Source organism: Bradyrhizobium sp. ORS 278, from assembly GCF_000026145.1.
GTDB lineage: Bacteria > Pseudomonadota > Alphaproteobacteria > Rhizobiales > Xanthobacteraceae > Bradyrhizobium.
The window spans coordinates 6,781,083-6,806,917 of record NC_009445.1 but is presented as its reverse complement, the minus strand read 5'-3'; the positions used below and the strand labels follow the sequence as shown (position 1 = coordinate 6,806,917).

The following is a 25,835-nucleotide window of genomic DNA, read 5'->3' as shown; positions in this document are numbered from 1 at the left end:
AGGCGTCAGCGCCCTTCGCCCGCCGCCCACAGCGCGTCGAGCCCTTCGCGGTAGGTCGGATAGGCGAAGACCAGGCCGAGATCCTGCTTGGCCCTGGTATTCCGGATGCGCCGGTTGCTGGCGTAGAAGCTCCGCGCCATCGGCGACAGATCGGCGCTGTCGAACGGCAGCTCCGGCGGCGGCGCGATGCCCATCAGCCGGGCCGCGTAGGCGATGACGTCCTGCGGCGGCGCCGGCTCGTCGTCGACGATGTTCCAGGCGCCGCCCCTCTCACGTCGGATCGCGCCCTGAATCGCGGCGGCGATGTCGTCGACATGGATGCGGTTGAACACCTGGCCCGGCTTGACGATGCGGCGCGCGCGCCCCGCACGCAGCTCGACCAGCGCGTTGCGGCCGGGGCCATAGATGCCGCCGAGCCGGAGCACCGCCAGCCGGTCACCGATCCGGGCGCGCCAGTCTTCCTCGACGCGCACGCGCGCCTGCACCCGGCCGTGCTCCGGCGCCAGCGGCGTGTCCTCGTCGATCCAGGCACCCTGGTGGTCGCCATAGACGCCGACCGTGGAGAGATAGACCACGCGCGCGCGGCCCGATGTGATCGCATCGCCGAAATGGGTCAGGGCAGGATCCTCGCCGGCGCCGGGCGGCGCCGAGATCAGCACGACATCCGCCTTTGCGGCCTTCGCCAGCGTCGCCGCGGCCGGCATCGTGCCGTCGAACAGATCGAGCGCGTAGCGCGCGAACTGCGCGCGCTTCTCGGCGCCGCGCACCGTGCCGCCGATGGCAGCGAAGCCGCTGCCGTGGAGATCGACGAAGCGCTGGGCGGAATAGCCGAAGCCGATGACGAACAGGTTCATGATGTGGCTCGAATGGCGGAGCCTCGATCTATCCGGCCTCGGCCGGCCGGCGCAAATCAAATGACGGATGTCCGCAAGGTGGCGCCGCCTGCGGGCGCGGCGGTGCTGACCTGACGCTCTTGTCATGGCTCCCGTCATGGAACATGTCGTATGCTCCGGCGACAGGAGATGGACTGCCCCGATGAATTTCCATTCGATCTACCGTCATGGCTTCGCCCGCGTCGCCGCCTGCGTCACCGCCTCCAGCGTCGCCAATCCCACCGCCAACGCGGCGGCGATCCTGGCGGCCGCGCGCGCCTGCCATGAGCAGGGCGCGGCGGTCGCGGTGTTTCCCGAGCTGTGCCTGTCCGGCTACGCCATCGACGACCTCGTCAAGCAGGATCCGCTGCTCGACGCCGTGCAGCGCGGGCTGCTCACGCTGGTCGAAGCCTCGCACGACCTGATGCCGGTGCTGATCGTCGGCGCACCGCTGCGCTTTTCGCATCGCGTCTACAATTGCGCCGTGGTGATCCATCGCGGCGAGGTGCTCGGCGTCATTCCGAAAAGCTATCTGCCGACGTATCGCGAGTTCTATGAAGGCCGTCACTTCGCCTCCGGCGCCGGCATCCGCGGCGAGATGATCGAGGTCGCCGAAACGATGGCGCCGTTCGGCACCGACCTCTTGTTCGCCGCCGCTGACGTCGCCGGCCTCGTCATCGGCGTCGAGGTCTGCGAGGACATGTGGGTGCCGGTGACGCCGGCCTCCGAGCTCGCGCTCGCCGGCGCCACCGTGCTCGTCAATCTCTCCGGCAGCCCGATCACCGTGGGCCGCGCCGAATCCCGCTCGCTGCTGTGCCGCTCGACCTCGGCGCGCTGCCTTGCCGCCTACATCTACGCCGCCGCCGGCGTGGGTGAATCCACCACCGATCTCGCCTGGGACGGCCAGACCTCGATCTTCGAGAACGGCGTGCTGCTGGCCGAGAGCGAGCGCTTCCGCCAGACCGGCCAGACCATCTTCGCCGATGTCGATCTCGATCTGCTGCGCCAGGAGCGGGCGCTGATGGGCACGTTCGACGACAACGCGCGCGCGCAGGATCAGAGCGTGCATTGGCGCCGCATCGGCTTCGAGCTGCAGCCGGCCGAGAGTGACATCGGCTTCAGGCGGGCGATCGAGCGCTTCCCTTTCGTGCCGAGCGATGCCGCGCGGCTCGATCAGGACTGCTACGAGGCCTACAACATCCAGGTCGCCGGGCTGACACAGCGGCTGCGCGCTACCGGAACCAAGCGCATCGTGATCGGCGTCTCCGGTGGCCTCGATTCCACGCATGCGCTGATCGTCGCCGCCAAGGCGATGGACCTGCTCGGCCTGCCCCGCACCAACATCCTCGCCTACACGATGCCGGGCTTCGGCACGGGCGCGCAGAGCAAGTCTTACGCGCACGCCTTGATGAAGTCCCTCGAGGTCAGCGCCGCCGAGCTCGACATCCGCCCCGCCGCCACGCAGATGCTCAAGGACATCGGCCATCCGTTCGGCCGCGGCGAGGAGGTCTACGACGTCACCTTCGAGAACGTGCAGGCGGGCCTCCGCACCGACTATCTGTTCCGCCTCGCGAATGACCGCGGCGGCCTCGTGCTCGGCACCGGCGACCTCTCCGAGCTGGCGCTCGGATGGTGCACCTATGGCGTCGGCGATCAGATGTCGCACTACAACGTCAATGCCGGCGTGCCGAAGACCCTGATCCAGCATCTCATCCGCTGGGTAATCGCCTCGCGTCAGTTCTCGGCCGAGGTCGACCGCACCCTCGAAGCCGTGCTGTCGGCCGAAATCTCGCCGGAGCTCGTGCCGGTGAAGGAGGGCGAGACGCCGCAGAGCACGCAGGCCGCGATCGGTCCCTATGAGCTGCAGGACTTCAATCTGTTCTACACGCTGCGCTACGGCCTACGCCCATCGAAGATCGCCTTCATGGCGCACCACGCCTGGAAGGACGCGCGCGAGGGCGCCTGGCCGCCGCATTTCCCCGATGACAAGCGCAACGCCTATGCGCTCGGCGAGATCCGGAAGTGGCTGGAGGTCTTCCTCAAGCGCTTCTTCGCCTTCAGCCAGTTCAAGCGGTCGGCAATGCCCAACGGCCCCAAAGTCGTCGCCGGCGGCGCGCTGTCCCCCCGCGGCGACTGGCGCGCGCCGTCGGATGGTAACGCCGCGGCGTGGCTGGAGGATCTGGAGAGCGTGCCGAAGTAGGGGCTGCAGTGGGACCACGTCTTCGTCATCGAGGCGCGATGTCTCAGCACGGGCAGTGCGCTCCCTCTCCCCGTAAGCAGGGGGAGAGGGAGCGCAGCGGTGCTCGCCGCCCGGCGATCGCATCCCCCATCTTGCTCCGCCGTCCGGCATGCCATATCCGATCATCATCCCGCACAAAGCCTGCGTGCGAAACGACATCGAAACGGAGCCCCCATGAGCATCAACGTCGCCGGCATTTCCTCGATGGCGACCCGGCAGATCCTGGCCGAGCTCGCGGCCGCCTATGAGGAGGCGACCGGGGAGGTGATCACGATCGAATCCGTCGGCGGCGTCGATGCCGCCAAGCGCATCCGCGCCGGCGAGGCGTTCGACTTCGCGGTGCTCGCCTCCGATGCGCTGCAGAAGCTCGAGGCCGACGGCCATCTCGTTCCCGGCAGCATCATCGAGATCGCGGAATCGCCGATGGCGATGGCGGTGCGCGCCGGCCGACCCAAACCCGATCCGCTCGACGAGGCCGCCGTGCGCAAGGCGATGGAGAGCGCCAAGGCGATCGGCATCTCCACCGGCCCGAGCGGCACCCATGTGCAGAAGCTCGCCCGCGATTGGGGGCTGGAGAGCGAGGGCTCGCGCCTAGTTCAGGCCAAGCCCGGCATCCCGGTCGCGAAGCTGCTCGCCGACGGCGAGGTGGATGTCGGCTTCCAGCAGCTCAGCGAGATGCTCGGCGCCCCGGGCATCGACATCGTCGGCCTGCTGCCCGAGGCGCTACAGCCGGGCACGGTGTTCGCCGCCGCGCTGTGCAAGGCGGGCGCGCACGCCGACGCCGCCCGCGCCTTCATCGAATATCTCGTCTCCGACGAGACCGCCGAAACCAAGCGCCAGCACGGCATGACGCCGGTGTGAGCCGGCGCAGGAGAGCGGGTTCCGCTCGTGCTTCGCGAAAAACCCTCTGGCGCCTGTCGTCCCGGTGATCGCTCGCTCGTCTTCCAGATGTCATCTGCAGGAGATGCTGGACATGAGCACATCGTTGTATCGCTGGGTGATCGTGGGCGCCGGGGGCGTGCTCGGCTGCGTCGCCGTCGGCGGGCTGTTCTCGCTGCCGGTGTTCCTCAAGCCGATGGCCGCCGCGACCGGCTGGTCGGTCGCAGGCATCTCCAGCGCGCTGACGATCGGCTTCCTCGCGATGGCCTGCACCAGCATGGCCTGGGGCACGCTGTCCGATCGCATCGGCCCGCGCCCCGTGCTGCTGATCGGCTCGACCCTGCTCGCGTTGAGTCTTCTGTTGGCAAGCCTGACATCGTCGTTGCTCATGTTCCAGCTGCTGTTCGGCCTGATCGCGGGCGTCGCGACGGCGGCGATCTTCCCGCCGGTCATGGCGACCGTCACCGGCTGGTTCGACACCCATCGCAGCCTCGCGGTCTCGCTGGTGTCGGCCGGCATGGGTGTCGCGCCGATGACGATGTCGCCGCTCGCGGCCTGGCTCGTCTCGAGCTATGACTGGCGCACCGCGATGCAGTGCATCGCCGCCGTTGTCGCTGCCATCATGATCCCCACCTCGCTGCTCGTCGGCCGCCCGCCACTGTCGGCGCCCGGCGACGTCGTCGCGTCGGGCGCCGACGCCGGGCCGGCTGAGATGACGCGCTCGGCGGCGCTGCGCTCGCCGCAGTTCCTGATCCTGCTCGCCACCAATTTCTTCTGCTGCGCCACCCATTCCGGCCCGATCATCCACACCGTCAGCTACGCCGTCACCTGCGGCATCCCGCTGATGGCAGCGGTGACGATCTACAGCGTCGAGGGCCTCGCCGGCCTCGGCGGCCGCATCGCCTTCGGCCTGCTCGGCGACCGCTTCGGCGCCAAGCGCGTGCTCGTGCTCGGCCTCCTCGCGCAAGCCTTCGGCGCGCTCGCTTATGTGGCCGTGCGCGACCTCGCCGCGTTCTACGCCGTCGCCGCGACGTTCGGCTTCCTCTATGCCGGCACCATGCCGCTCTACGCGTCCATCGCGCGCGACAACTTTCCGCAAGGCATCATGGGCACGGTGATCGGCGGCACTGCCATGGCCGGCAGCCTGGGGATGGCGACAGGCCCGCTGGCCGGCGGCCTGATCTACGACAGCTTCGCCAGCTACACGTGGCTGTATGTCGGCTCATGGATCATGGGCCTCGGCGCGGTCCTGATGATGATGACCTTCCGGCCGTTCCCGAAAGCCCAGTCCGCGATGGCGCCGGCGCAAGCCCCGGCGTAGATCCGCTGCGGAGCAACATTTGCGGTGTCGCTGCTGATAGGACTTCGTTCCTCATCAGCAGGGTCTGAAGCCTACACCAACGCTTGATCGGTGATCCGGAACGCGGATGTCATCGGCGGGTTGGGCGTGAGTGTTTCACATCCTGATGGAGATCGGATCCATGAAGAAGACCCAGCTCGCGATGGCCGCCCTCGTCACCGCCACCCTCGCCGCCGCGCCGTTCGCGGCCGAAGCCAAGCACCACAAGAAGCACCATTCGTCGATGTCGACGAATTCCTCGCAAACCACCGGCGCCAACATGCAGCCCGGCAGCGGCAACACCAAGTCCGGTCTCGACTCCACCTCGTCGAGCCAGGGCAATGTCGGCCCGGGCACGAACCAGGCGGGGAGCATGGGGAAGTAAGTCGGGCAATCCTCTTCGGCGTCGGGCAAGCCGCTTTGGCTCTCCCGACGCGCTCGAAGCAGGCGTCTGCGATTCCGTTGCTCCCGTTCGTACTTTGCCCGGATGACGTCCTGCTGCAGAGAGCGACAGTCCTCATAAGTACTCCAGCAACTCAGTTCTTTCGTGCTAGTAGGAAATAGGCCGGTTCGTCCTGATCACATCGTTCAGTTTTGACTGTTAATGGTTCCGCACGTTGATTTGTTGGCCGATTCAACGACGAAATGTAATCGTCTTTCGTTTTTCCGAAAATCATGTTCTACTCTCCGCATCCCGCCTCGATGCAGAGGGCGTGCGTGTCGTCACGATACGTGGAGGTGGGCTGCGATGGACGTGGATGCGGCGCTGGACGAGCGCTCGTGTTGCGGGCGGCGAAGTCGTGTGGTCCCGGCCTCCCGGTGCTGAGGTCAAGTCGTGCCCGGCATGCGGTAGTTGTCGACGAATCCGAAATCAGATTTGCTGAAGCCGAGCTTTTCGAGCTGCGGACCGAATTCGTCCCAGATCTGCTGCGAGATATTGTGACTGAACTCTGTGTCTGCCATGTGCCCCCCGCATCACCTTCAGCTTCAAGCTTCCCCGGCTCGCAGCGCGTTGAGCTGACCGGGAAACTCTGCATTGAGCTCTCGCCAAAGACTATCCTCGATGAGGATTTCGTTCTGGCCTCTGTATTCTTTGTTTCCGTCCCGCCAAGGCGTGTCGTGCCAGATCATCGGCTCTCCGGCGGCGCGCTCACGCAGCAACCACCTGCTGTAGTCCTGAAGCAATCCAAAGAGCTCCGTCCCATCGGGTCGCCGTGGATATTTTTCCGTCGGTACTTCGCGCCATCGAAGCCGCTGGGCACGCCCCAGAACATTTATAAAAAAATACGCGCTGGCCAATTTCAGCTTGGCCGCGATTGCCCGATCGGCATGACAGGCGACCGGAATGAACTCGACTTCCCCGGGTGCCGAACGCTCAATGACAACACGTGCCCGATCCGAGAACACAATGATGTCTCTGGCTGTGTGAAACATATCCGGCAGCGGTGCGCGTGCCCTGTCGAAGTTCAATGTCTTGGGGAAACATGATGCCGGAATGGGCAGATTCCGAGGACGATACTCATCCCAGTCGCCGGACATCTTCCATGTAGCCTCATCGAGGTGAAAGATCGTGCCATTCCAGTAAACGGGATCGAACTTGTAAACCATGCCCGTTCCTCACGCACCGATCTTGAGAGTGAGGCGGACGACGGGAAAGGCGACGAAATCGCCCGCATCGGCATGCGAAATCGCGAATTTCATCTGGCCTTCGACGCCAATGGTTTCATTGTCAGCGAGGCGCTTGCCCGACTTCAGAAGATATTCCGCAGTTGAATAGGCATGCTGCACGATGAAGCCCGGATCGAGCGGCGCGGCCGCATATTCAAGCTCCCGCAATCCGAAGATCAGCAATCCTCGCAGAGGTGTTGTATTCAAGTATTCTATTGGCAGCGAGTGAATTTGGCAAGAGACCTCGAGAGGTTGTATTATGAAGTTGAGCTCGTAAGCTCGAACTGCCGGTCCGCGAGAGTGTGTTCATTGCCGGTGTTATTCTGACGCACACAATTGTCCGGTAAGGCCAAAAACCTATTGCCCAGTGAGGATGCTGCAGTCATGACCGATGCGTCTTCCCAAAGCACTTCAATCCGCGACGTAGCCGGCCAAGCTGGTCGCCAGTACGTATTAGTTATAGTTCATCTGTTTATTGCCGTCGCCGCCTTCAGCGCCGCAGGCGTCTACTCAAATTACTTTTTAGGACTTAAACCACCGCAAATCACGCAGTTCGCCAAAGAGCCAGCGGATGTTGTGGTATCCATTATCAACCTGATCGTCGCAGTTTTTGCGGCCTACTTCCCACTCGTTGCGGCTATTTGGGTTGGTCTGAAGTTTGCTGCGAGAGCAAATGCGCTGATGCGGGCCGCATTCTACGAACAGACGAGTGTCGTTCCTGCCAAAGACTTTGATTTGGTGAAGGACGCAATCAAAGATGGGAAGTCGGCCCCGGTCACAGAATATATCCGTCTCGTTAGCTTGACTGGAGGCGTCGGTATTTTCCAGAAGATTGGTCTGACAGGTTTACCCCTGGTGACGCTCGGGTTGGTGCTATTCTTTTCATGCGGAGTGCTCTTTACCGATAGCAAGTCCGAGACATTCAACGCTTTTCTCGACTTTACGAAGCTCACACTCGGCGCGTTCATAGGCTCCTTCGTTCAGCGGCAAGTCGAAAGCCGCAGCCAAGAAGCCGAACTGCGGCGGGCAGTCGAGAACATCAAGAGTGGAGGGGGAGGGACTCCGCCAGTTGACGGGACGACAAATCCGAGTGGGCCCGACGCTGGCACAGCCGAAGCCAAGGCAACTGAAGCCAAGGCGGCAGAAGCCAAGGCAGCAGAAGCCAAGGCGGCAGAAGCCAAGGCGGCAGAGGCCAAGGCGGCAGAAGCCAAGGCGGCAGAAGCCAAGGCAGCAGAAAGCGGAGCGGGAGAAGTAAAGGTAGCAGAAGCAAAGATTGCCGAGAGTAGGATGGAGGAAGCCAAGGCGAATGAGGCCATTAACCCCGAAGAAGATGACACTGCAGACGCCGCTTCTGGGGAGGGGCAGGCGGAAATTGCTCGCCATGAAGACACGTCTAGGAAATAGGCCGTTTCGTCCCGATCACATTGTTCAGCTTTGACCATTAATGGTTCCGCACGTTGATTTGTTGGCCGACTAAACGACGAAATGTAATTGTCTTGCGTTTTTCCGAAAATCATGCTCTACTCCTGCATCCCGCCTCGATGCAGAGGGCGTACGCGTCGTCACGATACGTGGAGGTGGGCTGCGATGGACGTGGATGCGGCGCCGGACGAGCGCTCGTGTCGCGGACGGAAAAGTCGTGTGGTCCCGGCCTCCCGGTGCTGAGGTCAAGCCCGTGTCGTTGCTCGACGGCAGGCGCAGGCGATGGGGGCAAAAAGCCGGTCCCCAAGGAGAGCACGAAGGACACCGTTAAAACCGATCGCGCAGGGAGGGCCGGGTCTGTCCGGCTGGACCTGTGGTACCTGCCGCCTGCATTTTTCTTCCGCAGGCGGGCCACGGGCCTCAGTCGAGGTCCGGCTCTCCCTGCGCCTCTGATGTGTTTCGAGGCGCGCGACGGATGTAACCCTCGGGCTCATTCAGTTGCGAGATCGCGGGCGCATGTCTGGAGTGACCGTGCGGTTGAAGGCGCGTGGCTGTTTGACAGTGTTGGACCGAGATGCGAGAGCACGGCTCAAGCGAGACTTGGGGGCTCAAACGCCCGGCTCCACCAAGAGACTACGCCGGGCACGCTTCACCCTGCGGGCTCCTGCCCGGCTGCGCCACGCGTAGCCCGCAGGGCGAAGCGTGGTGCCCCTGGCCGGAATCGAACCAGCACTCCTTGCGGAACTCGATTTTGAGTCGAGCGCGTCTACCAGTTCCGCCACAGGGGCATTCGCATTGGACCCTGCAGAGGAACCAGCGAAGCGGGGCGGACTATAGCGGGCGGCCGGGCCGGGTCAACCCGCACGGACGTGATGGGCGCGCATCTCGACAGGTTTCGCGGCCGGGAGTAGGAGCCGGAACGGCCCGGCATGGGCCGGATGCAGGCCCGTTCTGGAGGATCGATGAGCAATACCTCGGTGATGGCGCGCCCCGCGACCGGGGCGATGAGCCCGGCGGCGACGGCGGCGCTGGTCGCGGCCGGATTCGCGGCGGCCGCGCTGGCGGGGGCCTGGTACATGCAACTGGCATGGGGCCTGCAGCCCTGCGAGCTGTGCCTGAAGCAGCGCTGGGCCTATTACGCGATCGTCCCGCTCGGGATTCTCATCGCGCTCGCCGCGAAGGTTGGCGCCCCTCGCGCCGTGGTGCTCGCGGGCCTCGGCCTGATCGCGCTGGCCGCGCTCGGCAATGCCGGGCTCGGCGTCTACCATTCCGGCGTCGAATGGGGCTTCTGGCCGGGGCCGACCGAATGCACCGGGCCGATCGGCAATCTCGGCAGCGCCGGCAGCCTGCTGGAGCGGCTCGACAGCGTCCATGTCGTGCGCTGCGACGAGGTGCAGTTCCGCTTTCTGGGCCTGTCGCTGGCCGGCTACAGCGTGCTGATCTCGCTCCTGATCGCCGCCATCGCCGGCTGGGGCCTGACGCGCAAGACGGCCGGCGCCTAATCGTCGACATCCTCCTGCGGCCGTCCGAACAGATGGACGATGCCGGGGGTGGCGATGGTGACGAAGACGAAGCGCGAGAGGTGATGCGCGCCGACGAAGATCGGGTCGATGTGCAGGGTCAGCGCCAGCGCCATCATCGCGTCCATCGCGCCGGGCGCGAAGGCGACGATGGTGTCGGAGAAGCGCACATGCGTCACCAGCACGATCACGGTGACGAACAGCGCCGAGATCGCGACAGCGATCGCGAACGAGCCGAGCGCCGCCCTGACATGGCTGACCAGCGTCTTGATCCGCATCCGCGCGAAGCGGCTGCCGATCAGCGCGCCGATGCCGACCAGCGCCACGCCGCGCATCCACTCCGGCAGGCCGCCGTCGACCAGGCTGGTGCCGTGCAGGATGCCGCTCGCGACCATCGCGCCAAACAGCCAGCTTGCCGGAAACTTGATCAGCTGCATCAGCACGGCGGCGACCAGCGAGGCCACCAGCAGCGCCAGCAGGCCGAGCGGCGAGGCGACGCTCTGGCCGAGCGAGACCGGCGCCGCGGGCGCGACGCCGGCGATGGCCAGCACCAGCGGCAGCGCCGCGGTCAGGATGATCACGCGCAAGGTCTGCACGACCGCGATCGCCGGCAGGTCGGCGCCGCGCTCGACCGCGAGCAGCGTGATCTGCGACAATGCGCCGGGGCTGCCGGCGAGCAGCGCCGAGGTCCGATCCCAGCCATGGACGCGCTGAAGATAGAGGCTGGAGCCGAAGGTCGAGCAGAAGGTCGCGAGCGCGAGCAGCGCGATCGTCACCGGATAGGCGCTGACATGGGTGATCAGCTCGCGCGAGACGATCGCGCCGATCGAGATGCCGAGCAGCAGCAGCACGGTCTGGGTCAGGATCGGCGGCATCGCCAGGGGACGGCCGGCGATGGCGGCGATCGCGGTCGCCATCATCGCGCCGGAGATCAGGCCGCCCGGCAGATGGGCGACGAGGAACAGCAGGCCGCCGGCGGTGCCGAGGGCGAGCGTCTCGACCGCGCTCAGGGTCTTGGCGCGGTCCGGCAATTCGAAGGGGAGGGAGGAGATGATCTGGCGCACGCGCGCCTTATGCCAAAACCATGGCGGGGGAACAATTCCCTCCTGCTGCGGTGCGGCCATGCAGGTGGGGAGAAGGCCGGCCGGGCGCGCGTCCGCGAACCCGGCCGGCATGCGGATCATTTCGGCTTGTCGGCAGGCGCAGCTGCCGCCGCAGCGGCCGCCTTGTCACGCTTGCAGGCGGAGCGGAATTTGCCGCGCGCCTTGCCGTGGAAAAGGCCCTGATCGTCGGCTTCCTTCGAGCAGGCCATCGAGATCGCACGGCGCGTCGACTTGTCCATGGTCGCGTAGGTGTCGGTGGCGGCATCGGGCCGCGACGGCAGCGACAGTCCGTGTTGTGAGAAGGCGGGACCCGCGGCCAACAGGATGGCGATTGCAGTGGCTGCAGCCGCCGCGCGGGCAGTGAAATTCATGCTGGTATCCTCGACTGATCAGGCACGGCGCGATGGCCGGCGATGCTGAACCCGGTATGAATGGAATGAGCCGTATTGCGATGCGAGGCAAATTATATTTTCGCGACGTCGGGCTCACGCCTGCTTTGTCGGTCGCCGGCGGCTCGCTAGACTAATCGCCCCATTCAACATGCTCCACAGGGAGATCTGGGATGAGTTTTCAGGCAAAATCATTGGTTGTCTCGTCAGTCGCTGCCGTCGCCGTGCTCGGCCTCGCAGCCTTCGCCACCGCGCCCGCGCAGGCGCTGACCGCGCAGGAATGCAGCGCCAAATACAAGGCGGCAAAGGACGCCGGCACGCTGAACGGCCAGAAGTGGAACGACTTCCGCAAGGCCCAGTGCGGCAGCGACGCCACGGCGGCCGCTCCGGCTGCAGCGCCGGCCGCTCCAGCGGCCCCTGCGCCCGCACCCGCCGCCGAGGCCAAGCCGGCGAAGGAGACGAAGGCGGCGGCCAAGGAGGCAGCCCCGGCGGCGGAGCCGAGCGGCCCGGCCGTCTTCCCGAATGCGGTCGATCCGAAGTACGCGAAGGAGAAGCCCGGCGAGGCGCGCATGCATACCTGCGTCGACCAGTACAATGCCAATAAGGCGACCAACGCCAATGGTGGCCTGAAGTGGATCCAGAAGGGCGGCGGCTACTACAGCGAATGCACTAAGAAGCTGAAGGGTGCCGCCTGAGCGCTGTGATCGCATGACGTGGTGGCGGCCGGATGCAGCGTGCGTCCGGCCGCTCCTGTTATCGAGTATCGCAGAGCGGAATTGGCACGCGCACAATGCGCTGCGGTGAAGTTGGGGCTTGCCTTCGTGGCGGGGAAATGAATTTGCTCCCGCCATGATTTCCGCGACTCAAGGCATTCTCGGTGTGCTGTGCGGCGGGCTGGTCGGGTTCTCGCTCGGGCTGGTCGGCGGCGGCGGTTCGGTGCTGGCGGTCCCGCTGATGGTCTATGTGGTCGGCGTGCCCGAGCCGCACATCGCGATCGGCTCCAGCGCCATCGCGGTGGCGACCAATGCAGCGGTCAATCTCGCCAACCATGCCCGCGGCGGCACCGTGATCTGGCCGATCGCGGCACTGTTCGCGGCGGCCGGCATCGTCGGCGCCTTCACGGGCTCGCTGCTCGGCAAGATGGTCGACGGCCAGAAACTGCTGGCGCTGTTCGCGCTGGTGATGATGGTGATCGCGCTCCTGATGCTGAAGACGCGGGCCCGTGTCGGCATCCCCGACGTCAAGATGAGCATGGCGAATGTGCCGGCGATCGTCGGCTTCGGCCTGGCGACCGGTACGCTGTCCGGCTTCTTCGGCATCGGCGGCGGCTTCCTGATCGTGCCGGCGCTGATGGCCGCGACGGGGATGCCGATCATGAATGCGGTGAGCTCCTCGCTGGTCGCCGTGACCACGTTCGGCCTCACCACGGCGGCGAGCTATGGCTGGTCCGGCCTGGTCGCCTGGGACCTCGCCGGTCTCTTTATCGCGGGCGGCATTGCCGGCGGGCTTGCGGGCACCCGCCTCGCGCGCCATCTTTCGGAGCGGCGCGGCGCGTTGAACGTGGTGTTTTCGATCGTGATCGCGGCGGTGGCGCTGTACATGCTGACGCGCAGCCTGCTGCACATCTGGAGCTGACGATTATGACACGCCGTCCGTCGACCACGATCGTCCAGGCCAGCAGCCGGCGCGAGCTTCTTTCGCTTTTTGGCGCCGGAGCCGCGCTGTCGCTTTTGTCCCGCCCCACCCGCGCTCAGGACGCCGACGAGCCCGACGAAGCGTCGGTGCTGCGCGATCCCGACGCGCCGGTGCTCGGCAACGCCGCAGGCGACATCGCGATCGTCGAATGGTTCGACTACAACTGTCCGTATTGCCGCAAGCTCGATCCCGAGCTCCAGCAGGTCGTGCATGACGACGGCAAGGTTCGCTGGGTCATGAAGGAATGGCCGATCCTCGGACCTGTTTCGGTAACCGCGGCGCGGATGGCGCTCGCCACCAAGTATCAGGACAAATATGCCAAGGCGCATGACGCGCTGATCGGCGTCAGCTCCAAGCTCACGGAAACGCGCATCGACGAGCTGCTCGCCGAAGCCGGCATCGATGTCGATCGCGCCAAGCGCGATCTTGCGACCAACGGCAAGGCGATCGACGCGATGCTGGCGCGCAACGACAGCCAAGCGCGCGGCCTGCGCTTCCGCGGCACGCCGTCCTTCATCGTCGGCAAGTTCAGGGTGCCGGGCGTGCTGACCATGGCGCAGTTCGAGCAGGTGATCGCCGATGCACGCAAGGCCAAAGCGGCCAATTAGGAGCAAAGCAAAGGACGCCCCGACACGAGGTCGAGGCGCCCTGCAAACGAGCGGTGCTGCGCGTTACTTCGACGAGATGCGAACCCAGTCGTCATGCGCGCGCGTCTTGAGCGAATTCCAGCTGTCCGCCGCGACGTCCCAGTTGACGATGGTCCGGCGCGACTGCGCACCTGATCCGTTCGCGACCTCCGAGGTCTGCATCGAATCGTGAATGTAGACGCCGAACCCCAGAATGAGCGCACCCAGGATCATTCCCACCAATGTCCGCATGATCATGTTCTCCAGTGTGACGGCCGACAACGCCGCCGTCGAAGCTTGGTTCCGCCCTCGCAGCGGAAGGTTCAAGCGCTACCCAACAAACTAACTGCGTGGTTTTTCAGGACGCGATTCCGGCGCCGAGGTGACCAGATTGAGTGATTTCAGCTCGTCGGGCGTGAAGGTGAACAGCTGGTCATGCGGCGTCTCCATCGCATGCACCCAGACCTTGAGATCGATGCCCATGTCGGCCAGATGACGCTGGCAGCGCGCCGAGACGTTCTGCGCGAGGCTCATGTCGTCGTCGGTGCGGGCGGGCTTGGCGGAGCGGACGGCGGCGATCTGGTGCACGCCGATCATCGCCCGCTCGCCGGCGCGGCGCTCGATGCCGCCGGCGAACACCAGCGGACACGATGAGGCACAGGTCTTGCCGGCCTCGATCTCGGTAGCGAATTTCCGGTTGCGAATGAGCCGTCCCATCGCCAGCGCATCGGCGACCGAGCCACCCGGCGAGTTCAGCACGACGGTCTTGACGTATTCGCCGTGCCGCTCGACCTCATCGGCGAAAGCGCGCGCACTGCCGGGCGTGATCGTGCCGGTCGCATACAGCCGGCCGCCGCCGCGGAGCTCCAGGCTGATCGGCTGCTCGAGCGCGGGATCGCCCTTGGGCAGCGGCATCAGCCGCTTCAGCAGCGGCGTGAGCACGGCGGGAGAATCGGCTGGCCCATCAGGCTGATCACGCTGAATGTCGAGCTGGGGCTGAGCGGTGTCGGACGCGGCATGCGGGGTGGTCTGATCGATCAGATCCAACGCCAGGATCACGACAGTGACGACGAGGATCGAGCGGAACACCCAGCGCAGCACGCTTTCATCCGGATTGCCGGCGAGCCACGCATGGACGCGTTGGTTCAGAGGCGTGGCCATGCACTACTTGCCGATGCGTGCGGAGGACAAAGAGGTGACGTTCTCCTCCGTCGCGGCGGTTGGAGGCGCAGACGGCTGTGGCTCAAGGATGGGCGCGGATGGTGCGTCGGCGGGCGTGGGTGCTGGGCGCATTTCGGCCGCGCGCCGGGCATCCTCGACCTCGCGGGCGACCTGCATCGCCGCGACGAGATCGGCGGCGGTCAGGCTGGAAGCGCTCGCGGCGGGCAAGCCTTCGCGGCGGATTGCGGCGTGCACGACGCAGAGGATCAGCACCAGCACCGCCGGCATCAGGTCGATGGAAATCGCGCCCGCCCAGCTCGGGATGAAATCGCTAGCATAACGCAGCACGGCCTCCGCCGGCGACAAGGTCTGGAACCGGGTCGGCTCGATCCGCGGCAGCGCCAAGATTTTGTCGGCGGCATCCGCTAGCGACGCCGCCTGCGTCGCGATCGCACCTTCCACCTTACCGACCACGGCAGTCTGCCGCTCGGCCAGGTCGCCATTTCGTCCGCCGGCGGCGGGCGCGATGAAGCCGGCCGACAGCGAGGTGGCCGCGCGCTTCACGGCGGGAGCGACCGATGTCTGCTGCAAATTGGCGATCACGCCCATCAGGGCCAGCGACTCCGTCGCGAACGCATCGCTGCGCACGGCGATCGGACCACGGTCGGAGATGAGCTCGCGCATCTTGGCGAGGCTCTTGCTGCCCTGCTCGTAAAGGCCGGAGACGCGCTTGCCGGATTCCTGCACTTGCTGTCCGAGACCATCGAGTTGTGTCGACATCTGGCTCAGCAACTGGACGACGGTGCCGGAGCCCGAAGTGCCCGTCAGCGAGCCGGCGCGCTCAGCCTCCGCCAGCTTGGCGAAGCGCGAGGAGGCGAGCTGGATGTCGGGCAGCAGGCTTTGCGCCGCGATGGCCTGGGTGTTGGCGCGATCCAGGTCGCGCGTGTAGTTCTGCACGGTGATCGCGAGATGCTGCTGGATGGCGGCGGCGCCAGCCAGCGCCGAGGCGTTCAGCCAGGACGACATCGCGACGATCATCAGCGACCCCAGCAGCATGCAGCCGCCCATCAGCAGCCGCCCCACCACGCTCGTCACATGCGGCATGAACTGCATCATGAACACCCAGAAGGCGTAGATGCCGATGGAAACCGCGACCGAGTAGATGACGGCGGCGAAGAACACGGTCGTCGGGCTGCCGTTGAGCAGTTCGCGGACACCGAGATAGGTGTAGACGCCGGCGGCAAGCGCCAGAATTGCCGTTGTGAACTTGAGCGTGACTTCGAGGCGATCGACACCATTGGCAAGCAGCACGGAGGCGGGGCGGGCCGAAGCGAGAGGCGCGGGCATAGGCAATCCTTCGGCGGCATCACGTCCGCCCTGAGCAGCGCCCCCGCTGATCGGCAAGAGATGACCATTGCGGAGAAAATCCGCCGAAATTACGTCGCGGAGCTTACCGATCGGTCATGTCGGGCCGCAGGTCACCAAGTTGATCAGCTCATGAGCCAGCGCAGCAGATCGACGTTCACCTCGCGCGGATAGCAATGACTGAGATCATCGAGCTCGCGATAGACGACGCTGGCGCCGGATTTCGCCAGAGCGTCCTGGGTGTGCCGCGCGATCTCGACCGGGAACATCCAGTCGAGCTGGCCGTGGACGATCTGGATCGGCAGCCCGCGCAGCCGGTCACGATCGGCGATCTCGGCCATCAAGGGGTGAAACGTCGCGGCGACCGGCGCGAGATGCGTAAATGGCGAGCTGCGCTCCAGGCCGCTGACATAGCAGAAGGTGCCGCCATCGCTCATGCCGGTCAGCAGCATCCGCGCAGGATCGACGGCGACGCGGCTGCGGACGAGATCGAGGATGCGCATCAGGTTCGGCGTATCGGCATCCTCGCCCATCAGCGCCCAGGTCGGGCCGGTGGCGGTCGGCGCCACCAGGATCGCGCCAAGGCTGCGCGCGGCGCGCAGCCAGCTCCACAGGAAGTCGCGCCCGTTGCCGCTGCCGCCATGTAGCGCCATCACCAGCGGCCAGGCGCGATCGGCCGTGTAGTATTCGGGAACATATAGCGAGAAGCCGCCGCGATTGCCGATCTCGTTGTGGTCGTGAAACACGGCGTCCTTGCCGGCCGATGCCGCCAGCAGCTGGCGCAGCCCTTCGTCGTTTTCGACGGCGGGGTCGAGGAAGAACTCGCTGAGCGGCGGCAACGTGGCGGCCAGCGGAAACAGCGCCTCGAGCGCGCGCGGCAGCTGGCGCAGCGCGCGGAACACCTCGATCAGATCGCCCTGGCCGCCCTGCACGGCTCGCAGGCCCGCGAACGAAGTCAGCGCAGCGTCGGCGGCGGTGTCGAAGGCGATTCGGATGTGGGCAAAATCCGCCGGCCACTCGGTGAGATGGGCACGCGCCGTGTGCAGGGTCTGCTCGGGATCGCCGATGGCGGCCATCACGCGATCGAAATCCGGCGGGTTCAGATAGCGGGCGACATAGGACAGGGCTTCGAGCGTCTGCAGCAGCGGCGGCAACATGACGAGGATGTCGTCCACCACAGCGTCAGTCATGGAGCTCTCCTGAATCGGGCGGGTTCGGTTTGCACCCGCTGGCCGGCGAGCGCGCTCATGCAACGCAAAATCGGCGTCGCGGGCAATGATCATTTTCCGAACGGACGTTCACTGCGAAGATCGCGGAATCACGCGCGTCTGATGCGAGAGGAGAAACCCTGGCGACGGTCATGATCGGAGGTCGCGCGAGAGGCGCATCGGGCGCAAATACACGTGTGGACGAATCGCGATTGACAAACATTGGACGTGATGTCGCACATCATGAAAGCTGGCGGCGCGGCGGTGGTGTTTCCGATTGGAGTGCATCGTCGCGGTCGAAACTGCCGACCGGCTCACACGGGGGATGCGTATCATGACCAGTTCGCCGTCGGCCGCGTTGATCAACGCGGTGCTCGCCATGGACGTTTACAACAGAGGCGTCAACGCGACGCTCTCGGTGAATTTCAATCGCATCGGAAGCTACGAGCTCGTGGCCGGCAGCGTCGCCGCGGCCGCGGACAATTTCGAAGCCGCAACCTATCAGCTCGTCGGCGACCCCTCGACGCGGATCATCTCCTATCGCGGCACGGACAGCATCGCCGACGTGCCGGCCTGGCTCGGTGGTGCCGGGCTGACCGGCTGGCCGACGCAGTTCCCGGATGCCGAGGCTTACTACAAGCAATGGGCGACGACGTCGCATGTGTCGCTGACCGGTCACTCCCTCGGCGGCGGCCTGGCCGGCTACATCGCGGCGCTGAACGACAAGGCTGCCTACGCCTATGATGCGATGCCGTTCGAGTTCGCGGCCGAGGTCCGCTATGATCAGCTGCATGGCTTCTGGGGCGCGCTCGGCTCGCACCCGGTCGACCGCTACTCCGACATCCATATGGTCTCGGTGTCCGGCGAGGTGCTGCAATATGTCCGCGCCGCCGCGCCCGTGCTGGAAGCGCCGCTGGCGCTGCTGCAGCTCGGACCGGTCGCCGGCGCGCTGGCCATCGCCGATGCGGCGATCGGCATCTCATCGGAGCAGAAGACCGTGCTCGGCGCCGGCACCGATCTGGGGCTCGATCCGATCAAGCTGCATTCGATCGCGATGCTGACGATGATGCAGTGGGCCAGCGACAACAACGCGCAGGACTGGAAGAAGGCGGCGGCCGTGCTGCTGGCGCCGCTCGAGGATGACGCGATCGCCAAGGCGGTCGGCATTCCCGCGGCCGGCGTCGGCGGCGAGGGCGCGCCAGCCGAAAAGATGAAGGACATGATTGCCTATTCGACGGTCACCGACGCGATCGGCTATGGCAATAGCGCCGTGCAGGCGCTGTTCAATGGCGGGGGCGCGCTCGGCGACAGCGTCAGCGCGTCGACCGCGGCGGGCTATCTGAAGAATGGCGGCGTCGAGAAGGCGCTGGCCGACATCGTGGTAGAGTATTCGGCGCTGCTGGCGCAGAACCACGACGAGGTGACCTCGACGCCGGGGGTGATCGGCCATGAGCACGGCATCCTCTATCAGGACGTTGCGAAGAACCTGATGGTGGCGGATCTGTCGTCAGACCTGTGGTCGCACACCGACACGGGATCGGCGGTCGACATCATCGGCAAGGTCGCGCTGATCGATGCCGCCGCGAGTTTCGACGGCGAGGATGTCGCTCTGATCGACATGGCGATCAGCACGCTGTGGGGCGGCAAGACGGACAATCTCGACTGGCTCAGCGCGGCGCTGAGCGATGCCGCGACGACGGTGGCGATCGATCCCGTATCGGGCGCCACGATCGCGGCCAGTGATGGTGCGCTCCTGATCGCCGGCGGCGGCAACGACGCGCTGTATGGCACTGCCAACGACGACCTGCTGATCGGTGGTCTCGGCAGCGATGTGCTCAAGGGCGGCGGCGGCGACAACATCCTGGTCGGCGGTGTCGGCGCGACCTATGTCTACGCGCCCGGCGACGGCAACGACGTCATCATCAATGGCGTCGCGTCGCTCTCGAAGCCGACCGGGACGCTGGATTTCGGCTCGGCCTACACGGCCGACAATTTCTGGTTCGTCAAATCCGGTAACGATCTGGAGATCGACATTCTCGGCACTCACCAGCAGGTGACCGTTGCCGACTGGTTTCTCGGCGGCTCCTACCAGCTGCAGGAGATCAAGGCCGGTGGTCTTGAGCTCGATACGCAGGTCACGCAGCTCGTCCAGGCGATGGCGACCTACGCGCAAACGCATCAGGGCTTCGATCCGGCGCTCGCCTCACAGCTGCCGAGCGATGCGCATCTGCACGATCAGGTCGCCGCGGCCTGGCACGTCATGACGTGACGTGCCGCCCGCCTCAGTGCAGCCGCGGCGCCTTCAACAGCTTGGCGCGGTCCGTGGAGGCTACCGTGACGTCGAAGGTCACGCCTTCGTGGTGCACGGTCAGCGGCACGTCGACGCCGGCGTCGCCGAGCGCCCAGAGCTTGCGATAGAACTCGCTCTGGCTGGTGACCTTGTCGCCATTGATGCCGAGGATCACGTCGCCCGACTTCAGCTCGGCGCGGGCCGCCGGCCCGTTGCTCGCGACCCCGATGACGACGACACGATCGTCGACCTCGGTCGCGAACATGCCGAGCCAGGGGCGCGCCGGCTTGTTGACGCGGCCGAAGCGGCGGAGATCGTCGATGATCGGTTTCAGCAAATCGATCGGCACGATCATGTTGACGTGCTCGGCCTTGCTGTCGCGCTCACGCTCGAGCTGCAGCGAGCCGATGCCGATCAGTTCGCCCTTGGGTGAGAGCAGGCCGGTGCCGCCCCAATTGGGATGCGCCGGGTGCGTGAAGATCGCCTCGTCGAGCAGATACTCCCAATAGCCGGCGAACTCCTGCTTGGCGATGATCTGGCTCGCCACCGAGCGCGTCCGGCCGCCGGCGCCGCCGAGCACGACCTGGTCGCCGATCTTGGTGGCCGCCGAGGAGCCGAGCGGCAGCGCCGGCAGGTCGAGCCGGCCGAGCGCCTGCACCAGGCCGAAACCGGTGGCGAAATCAAAGCCAAGGACGTGTCCTTCGACCACGCGCCCGTCATTGAGGTGGAGCCAGACGGACTCGGCCTCGGTGATGAGATAGCCGATGGTCAGCACCAGCCCGTCGTCGATCACGACTGCGTTGCCGGCGCGCTCGGTGCCGAGCGTCTCCGCGCTGAACGCATCCGACGGAATGATGGAATGCAGCCCCACGATCGAGGACAGTGCATGGTCGAGATCATATTGGTAGTCTTCGGCGCGAGGCTGGAAGGCAAACGGCACTTTCCATTCGGTCAAAGAAGGCATTTCGTTCTCCTGCCCTGCCGATGCCCCGGGGGAAGAGTCCCCCATGAGAGCACCGACCAGGCGCTTGCTTCGTGTCGCGTGATCGTCGCGTCTCGCTATCGTTCTTGGCCGCAGCCTCGACGCGAGCTTAACATCTTTGGCCGTCGGCGCCAGTTCCCGGGGCTCCGCAATCGCGCGGAGGGGATCCGCGCGCCGCTCCTAGCCGCGGCCGCATCCCTTGCCGACGATCGGCCAGACCAGCCAGGCGCCGGCGGCGTAGAGCCTGCCGACCGTGGCTGTCCCCGTTCTCGCCGCAACATGGAAACGCCCGGCGTCGAGCAAGGCTCCATCCGAGGCGATGATCGCCGGAATCATCTGGTCCGCTGGCCCGAACACCACCACGGCCTCGGGCCTGACCACCAGCGCCATCGCCGCCATCCCTGCAAACCAGGCGAAGACGACTGCCAGCAGCCCCCGCCAGGGCAGGGCGCTCAATGACGACAGCCGATCAGTAATCGTAGGCATGCTCGAAATTGTAGCCGGCGGCTTCGAAACGGACGATGTCCTGAACCAGCGACCGCACCGGCACGTCGACGCCGATGCGGCGCGCGCCGGGACGGGACTGGATCGGGACACTGAATATAGGTAGCCCGTCGAAGGCCGCCAGCCGCTCGACGCCGGGCGGGACGACGATCGTGACCAGGATCTGATGGTTGCCGGCCACCTCGGCGAGCGCCGCGCCGGGACGGCGACCGAGCTCCCTGGCGAAGGCGTCGAACCTGGCGTAGCGCTCGGTCTCCACCAGCAGGCCCTTGACGCCCTTGGCGTCGCTCACCTCGCGGATCACCTTCACGCCGGGGATGGCGGCGAGCTCGGCCACGGGCAGGCCGGTCACGACGCTCTGGATCTTCAGCACCGCGGGATCATAGCCGGCGGCATAGCCGATCACGGCCGCATAGGCGGCGCGCCCGGCATATTGCAGGCTGAGGGAGAAGCGCCGTTCCACCGAACGTACCGAGGGCACGAACGGCGTCTCGCGCCAGAACTGCTCGAGCTTGGCCCAGAACGGATAGCGATACCATGGGGTCTGGTAGAGAAACGCCGCGTAGTCCTTCAGCAGGGCCAGGTTGAAGGCGTCCTCGGCGGTCTTGACGCCGTCGGTCGTCTCCTCGGTCAGCGCGCCGATGCTCTTCTCATAGGCGCCCTGCAGCGCCATCTCGGCGGTGAAGCTGAAGCCGATAATGTAGTTGGTCAGCTTCTGATCCGAGGTGGCGGGGCCGGACCCGTCGGCCTGCCGTGTCGCGCGGCACAGGCTCCGCCAGAAACCGGCAATGCTCGAGAGATAGCGGAACCTGGACTCCGAGGTCTGGCCGGTCACGCCGGCGAGATCGCCATAGGCGTGGACGATGTACCATTCGGGAAAGGTCAGGAAGCTGTCGCCCTGTGATCGGAGGTAGCTGGGATCGGTGATGCCGAAACCCGAGATCACCACTGGCGTCGGTACGTCGGCGGTACAGACCGTCTCGACGCTGATCACGGTCGTGGTGATGCCGATCGCCGCCGCGGCGAGCATCGCGCCGGCGAGATAGAGGAGCTTGCGACGCAGGCTCATGCGAGCGCGGGCCTCGCGCCCCAGGGCGACCAGCCGACCGCAATGCCGATCGCGCCGAGGGCGAGATGCGGCAGGCTCGACAGCACCTTCACCAGCCATGATGTGTTGCGGACGCCATCGATGATGATGGAGAGATCGAGATAGCCTGAGCCGGTGAACACGCCCATCACGCCGTCGAGGAAGTACAGGGTGCCGAACACGCGCAGGAAGAACATTGCGCTGCGGCGTGACAGCATTGAGGCCAGGGCCCAGAGCCCGGAGGCGACGTGCAGGGCGTCCTTGTAGATGTCGAGCTGGAACAGGCCGAACACCCGCCCCTGCGCGTCGATGAAGGCGGGGATGTAGTCGGTTGCCGCCGCGAACAGCAGCGCCACGGCGAGCGCGAGCGCGGCGATACGGTAGCGGTCGAATGAGAAGCCGTCGGCTGATGTCGTCATGCGAAGTAAGCGTCCCACATCGCGTTGCGGAACAGGAGGTTCGGATCATACTGCCGCTTGGCGGCGACGAAGCGGGCCGCCGCCGGATAGGCCGTCTCGACCTGGTCGCGACGGGCATGCAGACGATAGGGCAGATAGAACGCGCCGCCAATCGCGGTGATGCGGTCGATCAGGGCTTCGGTGGTGCGCAGCATGTCGATCTCGCCCTCGGGCGAGGTGATCTGCGAGAACGACATCACCGCAGCGATGCGGCGTACCGGCGCGATGGTGAGGGCAGGGGTCTTGTCCTCGGCGACGTAGCGCAGCGTGACATTCAGAAACTCGGCACGCGCCTTCGGGATGATGTCGCGGCAGGCGGTGAGGAACTCGCCGAACCGCTCGGGCGCCACAAAATATTCGTGCAGGATGTCGGTGCGGTGCATGTCCTTCTGCGCGAGGTTGGCGACCGGCTCGGCCATCAGCGAGTTGCGGGTGTAGCGGCTGTCGGAGATGGCGGGGCCGAGCCGCGTCTCCATGAACCAGCGCAGGCCCTTGGCGACTTCCCAGCCGGTCTGCGCGCGGTAGATCGTGTTGGCGACGCCGGTCAGCTTGCCCGAGCTCGCCACCGGCGGCAGCGCCGACGGCGCATCGGGCGCAGGGCGGAAGGTCACCAGCAGCGCATCGTCGAAGAACGCCTTGCGCGACACGGACATCCGGCCATAGGCCATTTTCACATTGGGATCGCCGTCGATCGCGCGCGTGAAAGCCTCGGCGAATGTCTCCGGCACCATGCGCTCGAAGCGCGGCTCGAGCAGGAGGTTCGGCACCATCTCGACCTCGAGGTCGACGATGATGCCGAACAGGCCGTAGCCGCCCATGGCGAGGCCGAACAGCTCGGCATTCTCGGTCCGCGAGCATTGCACCAAGGTGCCGTCGGCGAGCAGCATGCGAATCGACTTCACCGTCGAGCCGAACGGGCCGTAGGGCACCGGCCAGCCATGCGCGTTGACGCTGAACGTGCTGCCGACGCCGAAATCGCTGTTGGACTGCATCACCGCCGGCGAGAAGCCCTTGGCGTCGAGCGTGGCGATCACGTCCCACCAGCGGTTGCCGGCGGCGGTGCGATAGGTCCGCGCCGCGCTGTCGAGCTCGATCGCGCCGCCATCGAGGGTGATCGCGGTGCCGTCGCGCGGCAGGCTCTGGCCGCCCATCGAATGCCGGGCGACGGCCGCCGTCACCGAGCGTTTCGCGGCGGCAGCTTCCTTCAGCTCGGCGCGCAGCCGCGCGATCAGGTCGTCAGTGGCGGGTTTGGAGATGACCACGTGCTTGGCGACCGGCGTCGGGTTCAGCCGGCTGGCATCGTTGAGGATAATGCGCAGCTCGGCGCGCGCCCGCGGCATCCGCGCAAATGGCAGCGCCGCAGCCGTGGCTGCGGTGCGCAGAAACCGTCGTCGTGAAATCATGGCGCGAACACTCCTGCCCATTTTCGGAGTCTACGCCAGCATCGTAAACGTTCGAAAAATTGTCGTCCCGTCAGTCTGCCGGGGAGCGCGCGCGGGCCGGCAACAGACGGAAGTCCCGACCCTCCTTCAACCACATGGCGCGCTCGTCGCGCAGCAGCGTGCGGCGGACCTTCCCGGAATCATCGCGCAGCATCGTGTCGACCAGCTCATAGCTCTCCGGGTGCTTGTAGCGCGAGAGCCGGTCGGCGAGGAACGCGCTCATGCCATCGACGATCGCCTGCGCGTCCTTGGCGCGATCGATCTCCACGATCGCATGCACCCGCTGGCCGAGCTCGGGATCGGGCAGGCCGACCACGACACAGGAGCGGATGTCGGGATGCGCCATCAGCGCCGCCTCGACCTCGGCCGGATAAATGTTGGCGCCACCGCGCAGCACCATGTCGGCGAGGCGGTCGCCGAGATAGAGATAACCGTCTGCATCGAGCCGGCCGATGTCGCCGAGCGACTCCCAGCCATCGGCGCGCCGCTTCGGCTCGGCGCCGAGATAGTGATAGGTGCTGCCCGGGCCGTCGGCGGGCAGGAAGTAGATCTCGCCACTCTCGCCCGGCGCGACGTCATTGCCGTCGGGGCCGAGGATGCGCAGTTTGCACGCGTCGTCGATCTTGCCGACCGAGCCTTTGTGCTGAAGCCATTCGGTGCCGGAAATGATGGTGCGGCCCTGCCGCTCGGTGCCGCCATAGAGCTCGTAGACGCGCTCCGGGCCGAGCCACTCGATCCATTTCCCCTTCAGCCAGGGCGGCATCGGTGCCGCCATGTGGAATACCATTTTCAGGCTCGACAGGTCGTAGCTGTTGCGTACCGCCTCTGGAAGCGCCCAGATCCGGTGCATCATGGTCGGCACGAAATTCACCCATTGGATGCGCTGCGCCTGGATCAGCCGCAGCGTCTCCTCGGCATCGAACTTCACCATGCCGGTTAAGGTGCCGCCGGCGAACAGCGCGTAATGCGATACGATGAAGGGCGCGTTGTGATACAGCGGCCCGGGATTGAGCAGCGCCGCGCCCTTGGGAATTCCGAGCGGCGGTTCGGCTGCGGTGTCGGTCACCGCTGGCGCATGATCGAGGATCACCTTGGGCCGGCCCGTCGAGCCGCCCGACGTCATCGCCTTCCAATAGCGCGACACCGGACCGGTGAGCGGCTCGTCCGAGAAACCCTCGGGCGTGAAGCCGGCGGGCAGCGCATTCGGCGCGTTCCAATCGGCCTCGCCGCCGACGACGAGTGAGGGCTTGAGAATCTCGAGCACCGCGGCGGCTTCGCCGCGCGGCAGCCGCCACGACAATGACGTCGGCGTGGCGCCGCATTTCCAGACGGCAAAGCTGGTCTCGAACAGCTCGTTGCCATTGGGCAGGCCGATCGCGACGAAGTCGCCGGGCTTCACGCCCTTCGCGGCAAAGGCGCGGGCGCGCGCATTGGCGCGGCGCTCGAGCTGCTCCCAGGTGAGCGCGTCGGTTCCATGCTGGATCGCGATGCTGTCTTTGGGCTTGCGCTCGGCGTACCAACGCGGCACGTCCGCGAGTGGGATCAGCATCATGTCCTCCGCATCGTCAGGCGCTTGTGCGCGCCGT

Annotated in this window: 26 protein-coding genes and 1 tRNA gene; 10 read left to right on the top strand and 17 right to left on the bottom strand. The window is 66.0% G+C overall.

Annotation, left to right across the window (positions count from 1 at the left end; genetic code table 11):
• Window positions 1–5 precede the first annotated feature (5 nt).
• Entirely contained in the window at window positions 6–854 is an 849-nt protein-coding gene (locus BRADO_RS30420) for an NAD-dependent epimerase/dehydratase family protein (protein WP_012030040.1), read from the bottom strand.
• Window positions 855–1,035: 181 nt separating this feature from the next.
• Here BRADO_RS30420 and BRADO_RS30415 point away from each other — a divergent pair, with 181 nt between their 5' ends.
• The 4 genes from BRADO_RS30415 to BRADO_RS30400 all read left to right on the top strand — a co-directional run bounded on the left by BRADO_RS30415 (window position 1,036) and on the right by BRADO_RS30400 (window position 5,714).
• Window positions 1,036–3,072, top strand: a complete 2,037-nt coding sequence (locus tag BRADO_RS30415) for an NAD(+) synthase (protein ID WP_012030039.1) — start codon at window positions 1,036–1,038, stop codon at window positions 3,070–3,072.
• 213 nt (window positions 3,073–3,285) lie between these two features.
• Window positions 3,286–3,972: a substrate-binding domain-containing protein gene (locus BRADO_RS30410; protein ID WP_012030038.1), complete on the top strand. Its 687-nt coding sequence runs from the start codon at window positions 3,286–3,288 to the stop codon at window positions 3,970–3,972.
• Window positions 3,973–4,084: 112 nt separating this feature from the next.
• Entirely contained in the window at window positions 4,085–5,311 is a 1,227-nt protein-coding gene (locus BRADO_RS30405) for an MFS transporter (protein WP_012030037.1), read from the top strand.
• A gap of 160 nt (window positions 5,312–5,471) precedes the next feature.
• Window positions 5,472–5,714 (top strand): hypothetical protein, encoded by a 243-nt coding sequence (locus BRADO_RS30400; protein ID WP_041757861.1) that lies wholly within the window; start codon window positions 5,472–5,474, stop codon window positions 5,712–5,714.
• A 443-nt stretch (window positions 5,715–6,157) separates the two neighbouring features.
• On the opposite strand, the gene BRADO_RS35930 is transcribed toward BRADO_RS30400, so the two are convergent.
• Genes BRADO_RS35930 through BRADO_RS30390 form a run of 3 tightly spaced genes read right to left on the bottom strand, consistent with a single transcriptional unit; the run spans window position 6,158 to window position 7,180 of the window.
• Window positions 6,158–6,292, bottom strand: coding sequence for a hypothetical protein (locus BRADO_RS35930; protein ID WP_012030035.1), 135 nt, complete (start codon window positions 6,290–6,292; stop codon window positions 6,158–6,160).
• Between the two features lie 24 nt (window positions 6,293–6,316).
• Entirely contained in the window at window positions 6,317–6,937 is a 621-nt protein-coding gene (locus tag BRADO_RS30395; protein ID WP_012030034.1) for a hypothetical protein, read from the bottom strand.
• 9 nt (window positions 6,938–6,946) lie between these two features.
• On the bottom strand, window positions 6,947–7,180 hold the full coding sequence (locus BRADO_RS30390) for a DUF4261 domain-containing protein (protein ID WP_041757168.1): 234 nt from the start codon (window positions 7,178–7,180) through the stop codon (window positions 6,947–6,949).
• A gap of 201 nt (window positions 7,181–7,381) precedes the next feature.
• Here BRADO_RS30390 and BRADO_RS35635 point away from each other — a divergent pair, with 201 nt between their 5' ends.
• Entirely contained in the window at window positions 7,382–8,401 is a 1,020-nt protein-coding gene (locus BRADO_RS35635) for a hypothetical protein (RefSeq protein ID WP_197535373.1), read from the top strand.
• A 721-nt stretch (window positions 8,402–9,122) separates the two neighbouring features.
• On the opposite strand, the gene BRADO_RS30380 is transcribed toward BRADO_RS35635, so the two are convergent.
• A tRNA-Leu gene (locus tag BRADO_RS30380) sits at window positions 9,123–9,207 on the bottom strand.
• A 174-nt stretch (window positions 9,208–9,381) separates the two neighbouring features.
• Here BRADO_RS30380 and BRADO_RS30375 point away from each other — a divergent pair.
• A complete protein-coding gene (locus BRADO_RS30375; RefSeq protein ID WP_050781058.1) occupies window positions 9,382–9,921 on the top strand; it encodes a disulfide bond formation protein B in 540 nt (179 codons plus the stop codon).
• Here BRADO_RS30375 and BRADO_RS30370 read toward each other — a convergent pair.
• Complete coding sequence (locus BRADO_RS30370; protein ID WP_012030030.1) at window positions 9,918–11,003, bottom strand: AbrB family transcriptional regulator; 1,086 nt, start codon at window positions 11,001–11,003, stop codon at window positions 9,918–9,920. The genes BRADO_RS30375 and BRADO_RS30370 overlap by 4 nt on opposite strands.
• Before the next feature lie 116 nt (window positions 11,004–11,119).
• Entirely contained in the window at window positions 11,120–11,413 is a 294-nt protein-coding gene (locus BRADO_RS30365) for a hypothetical protein (protein WP_041757166.1), read from the bottom strand.
• Window positions 11,414–11,604: 191 nt separating this feature from the next.
• On the opposite strand from BRADO_RS30365, the gene BRADO_RS30360 reads away from it, so the two are divergent.
• The 3 genes from BRADO_RS30360 to BRADO_RS30350 all read left to right on the top strand — a co-directional run bounded on the left by BRADO_RS30360 (window position 11,605) and on the right by BRADO_RS30350 (window position 13,734).
• Window positions 11,605–12,126 carry a hypothetical protein gene (locus tag BRADO_RS30360; RefSeq protein WP_041757165.1) on the top strand — a complete coding sequence of 174 codons (522 nt, stop codon included), beginning with the start codon at window positions 11,605–11,607 and terminating at the stop codon, window positions 12,124–12,126.
• Window positions 12,127–12,280: 154 nt separating this feature from the next.
• Window positions 12,281–13,066, top strand: coding sequence for a sulfite exporter TauE/SafE family protein (locus BRADO_RS30355; RefSeq protein WP_012030027.1), 786 nt, complete (start codon window positions 12,281–12,283; stop codon window positions 13,064–13,066).
• Between the two features lie 5 nt (window positions 13,067–13,071).
• Window positions 13,072–13,734, top strand: a complete 663-nt coding sequence (locus tag BRADO_RS30350; RefSeq protein WP_041757164.1) for a DsbA family protein — start codon at window positions 13,072–13,074, stop codon at window positions 13,732–13,734.
• Between the two features lie 63 nt (window positions 13,735–13,797).
• Here the strand turns inward: BRADO_RS30350 and BRADO_RS30345 are convergent, their stop codons facing one another.
• The 4 genes from BRADO_RS30345 to BRADO_RS30330 all read right to left on the bottom strand — a co-directional run bounded on the left by BRADO_RS30345 (window position 13,798) and on the right by BRADO_RS30330 (window position 17,468).
• Window positions 13,798–14,004, bottom strand: a complete 207-nt coding sequence (locus BRADO_RS30345) for a hypothetical protein (protein ID WP_012030025.1) — start codon at window positions 14,002–14,004, stop codon at window positions 13,798–13,800.
• A gap of 90 nt (window positions 14,005–14,094) precedes the next feature.
• Window positions 14,095–14,913, bottom strand: coding sequence for a hypothetical protein (locus tag BRADO_RS30340; RefSeq protein WP_012030024.1), 819 nt, complete (start codon window positions 14,911–14,913; stop codon window positions 14,095–14,097).
• A gap of 3 nt (window positions 14,914–14,916) precedes the next feature.
• Window positions 14,917–16,260 (bottom strand): hypothetical protein, encoded by a 1,344-nt coding sequence (locus BRADO_RS30335; protein WP_041757163.1) that lies wholly within the window; start codon window positions 16,258–16,260, stop codon window positions 14,917–14,919.
• A gap of 143 nt (window positions 16,261–16,403) precedes the next feature.
• Window positions 16,404–17,468, bottom strand: a complete 1,065-nt coding sequence (locus tag BRADO_RS30330; RefSeq protein ID WP_012030022.1) for a phospholipase — start codon at window positions 17,466–17,468, stop codon at window positions 16,404–16,406.
• Between the two features lie 352 nt (window positions 17,469–17,820).
• On the opposite strand from BRADO_RS30330, the gene BRADO_RS30325 reads away from it, so the two are divergent.
• On the top strand, window positions 17,821–19,755 hold the full coding sequence (locus tag BRADO_RS30325) for a calcium-binding protein (protein WP_041757858.1): 1,935 nt from the start codon (window positions 17,821–17,823) through the stop codon (window positions 19,753–19,755).
• 13 nt (window positions 19,756–19,768) lie between these two features.
• Here BRADO_RS30325 and BRADO_RS30320 read toward each other — a convergent pair whose 3' ends face one another.
• The 6 genes from BRADO_RS30320 to BRADO_RS30295 form a co-directional block, all read right to left on the bottom strand.
• The gene (locus tag BRADO_RS30320; protein ID WP_012030020.1) at window positions 19,769–20,740 is read right to left on the bottom strand and encodes a S1C family serine protease; all 972 of its coding nucleotides are present in this window, start codon (window positions 20,738–20,740) and stop codon (window positions 19,769–19,771) included.
• Between the two features lie 198 nt (window positions 20,741–20,938).
• Window positions 20,939–21,244 (bottom strand): hypothetical protein, encoded by a 306-nt coding sequence (locus tag BRADO_RS30315; RefSeq protein ID WP_041757162.1) that lies wholly within the window; start codon window positions 21,242–21,244, stop codon window positions 20,939–20,941.
• A complete protein-coding gene (locus BRADO_RS30310) occupies window positions 21,228–22,331 on the bottom strand; it encodes a hypothetical protein (RefSeq protein WP_012030018.1) in 1,104 nt (367 codons plus the stop codon). Before BRADO_RS30310 ends, BRADO_RS30315 begins: the two co-directional genes overlap by 17 nt.
• Entirely contained in the window at window positions 22,328–22,768 is a 441-nt protein-coding gene (locus BRADO_RS30305; RefSeq protein WP_041757161.1) for a DUF4383 domain-containing protein, read from the bottom strand. Before BRADO_RS30305 ends, BRADO_RS30310 begins: the two co-directional genes overlap by 4 nt.
• A complete protein-coding gene (locus tag BRADO_RS30300; RefSeq protein ID WP_041757160.1) occupies window positions 22,765–24,210 on the bottom strand; it encodes an FAD-binding protein in 1,446 nt (481 codons plus the stop codon). The genes BRADO_RS30305 and BRADO_RS30300 overlap by 4 nt, the downstream gene beginning before the upstream one ends.
• A 70-nt stretch (window positions 24,211–24,280) precedes the next feature.
• A complete protein-coding gene (locus BRADO_RS30295; protein ID WP_012030015.1) occupies window positions 24,281–25,798 on the bottom strand; it encodes an AMP-binding protein in 1,518 nt (505 codons plus the stop codon).
• Between the last annotated feature and the right edge of the window lie 37 nt (window positions 25,799–25,835).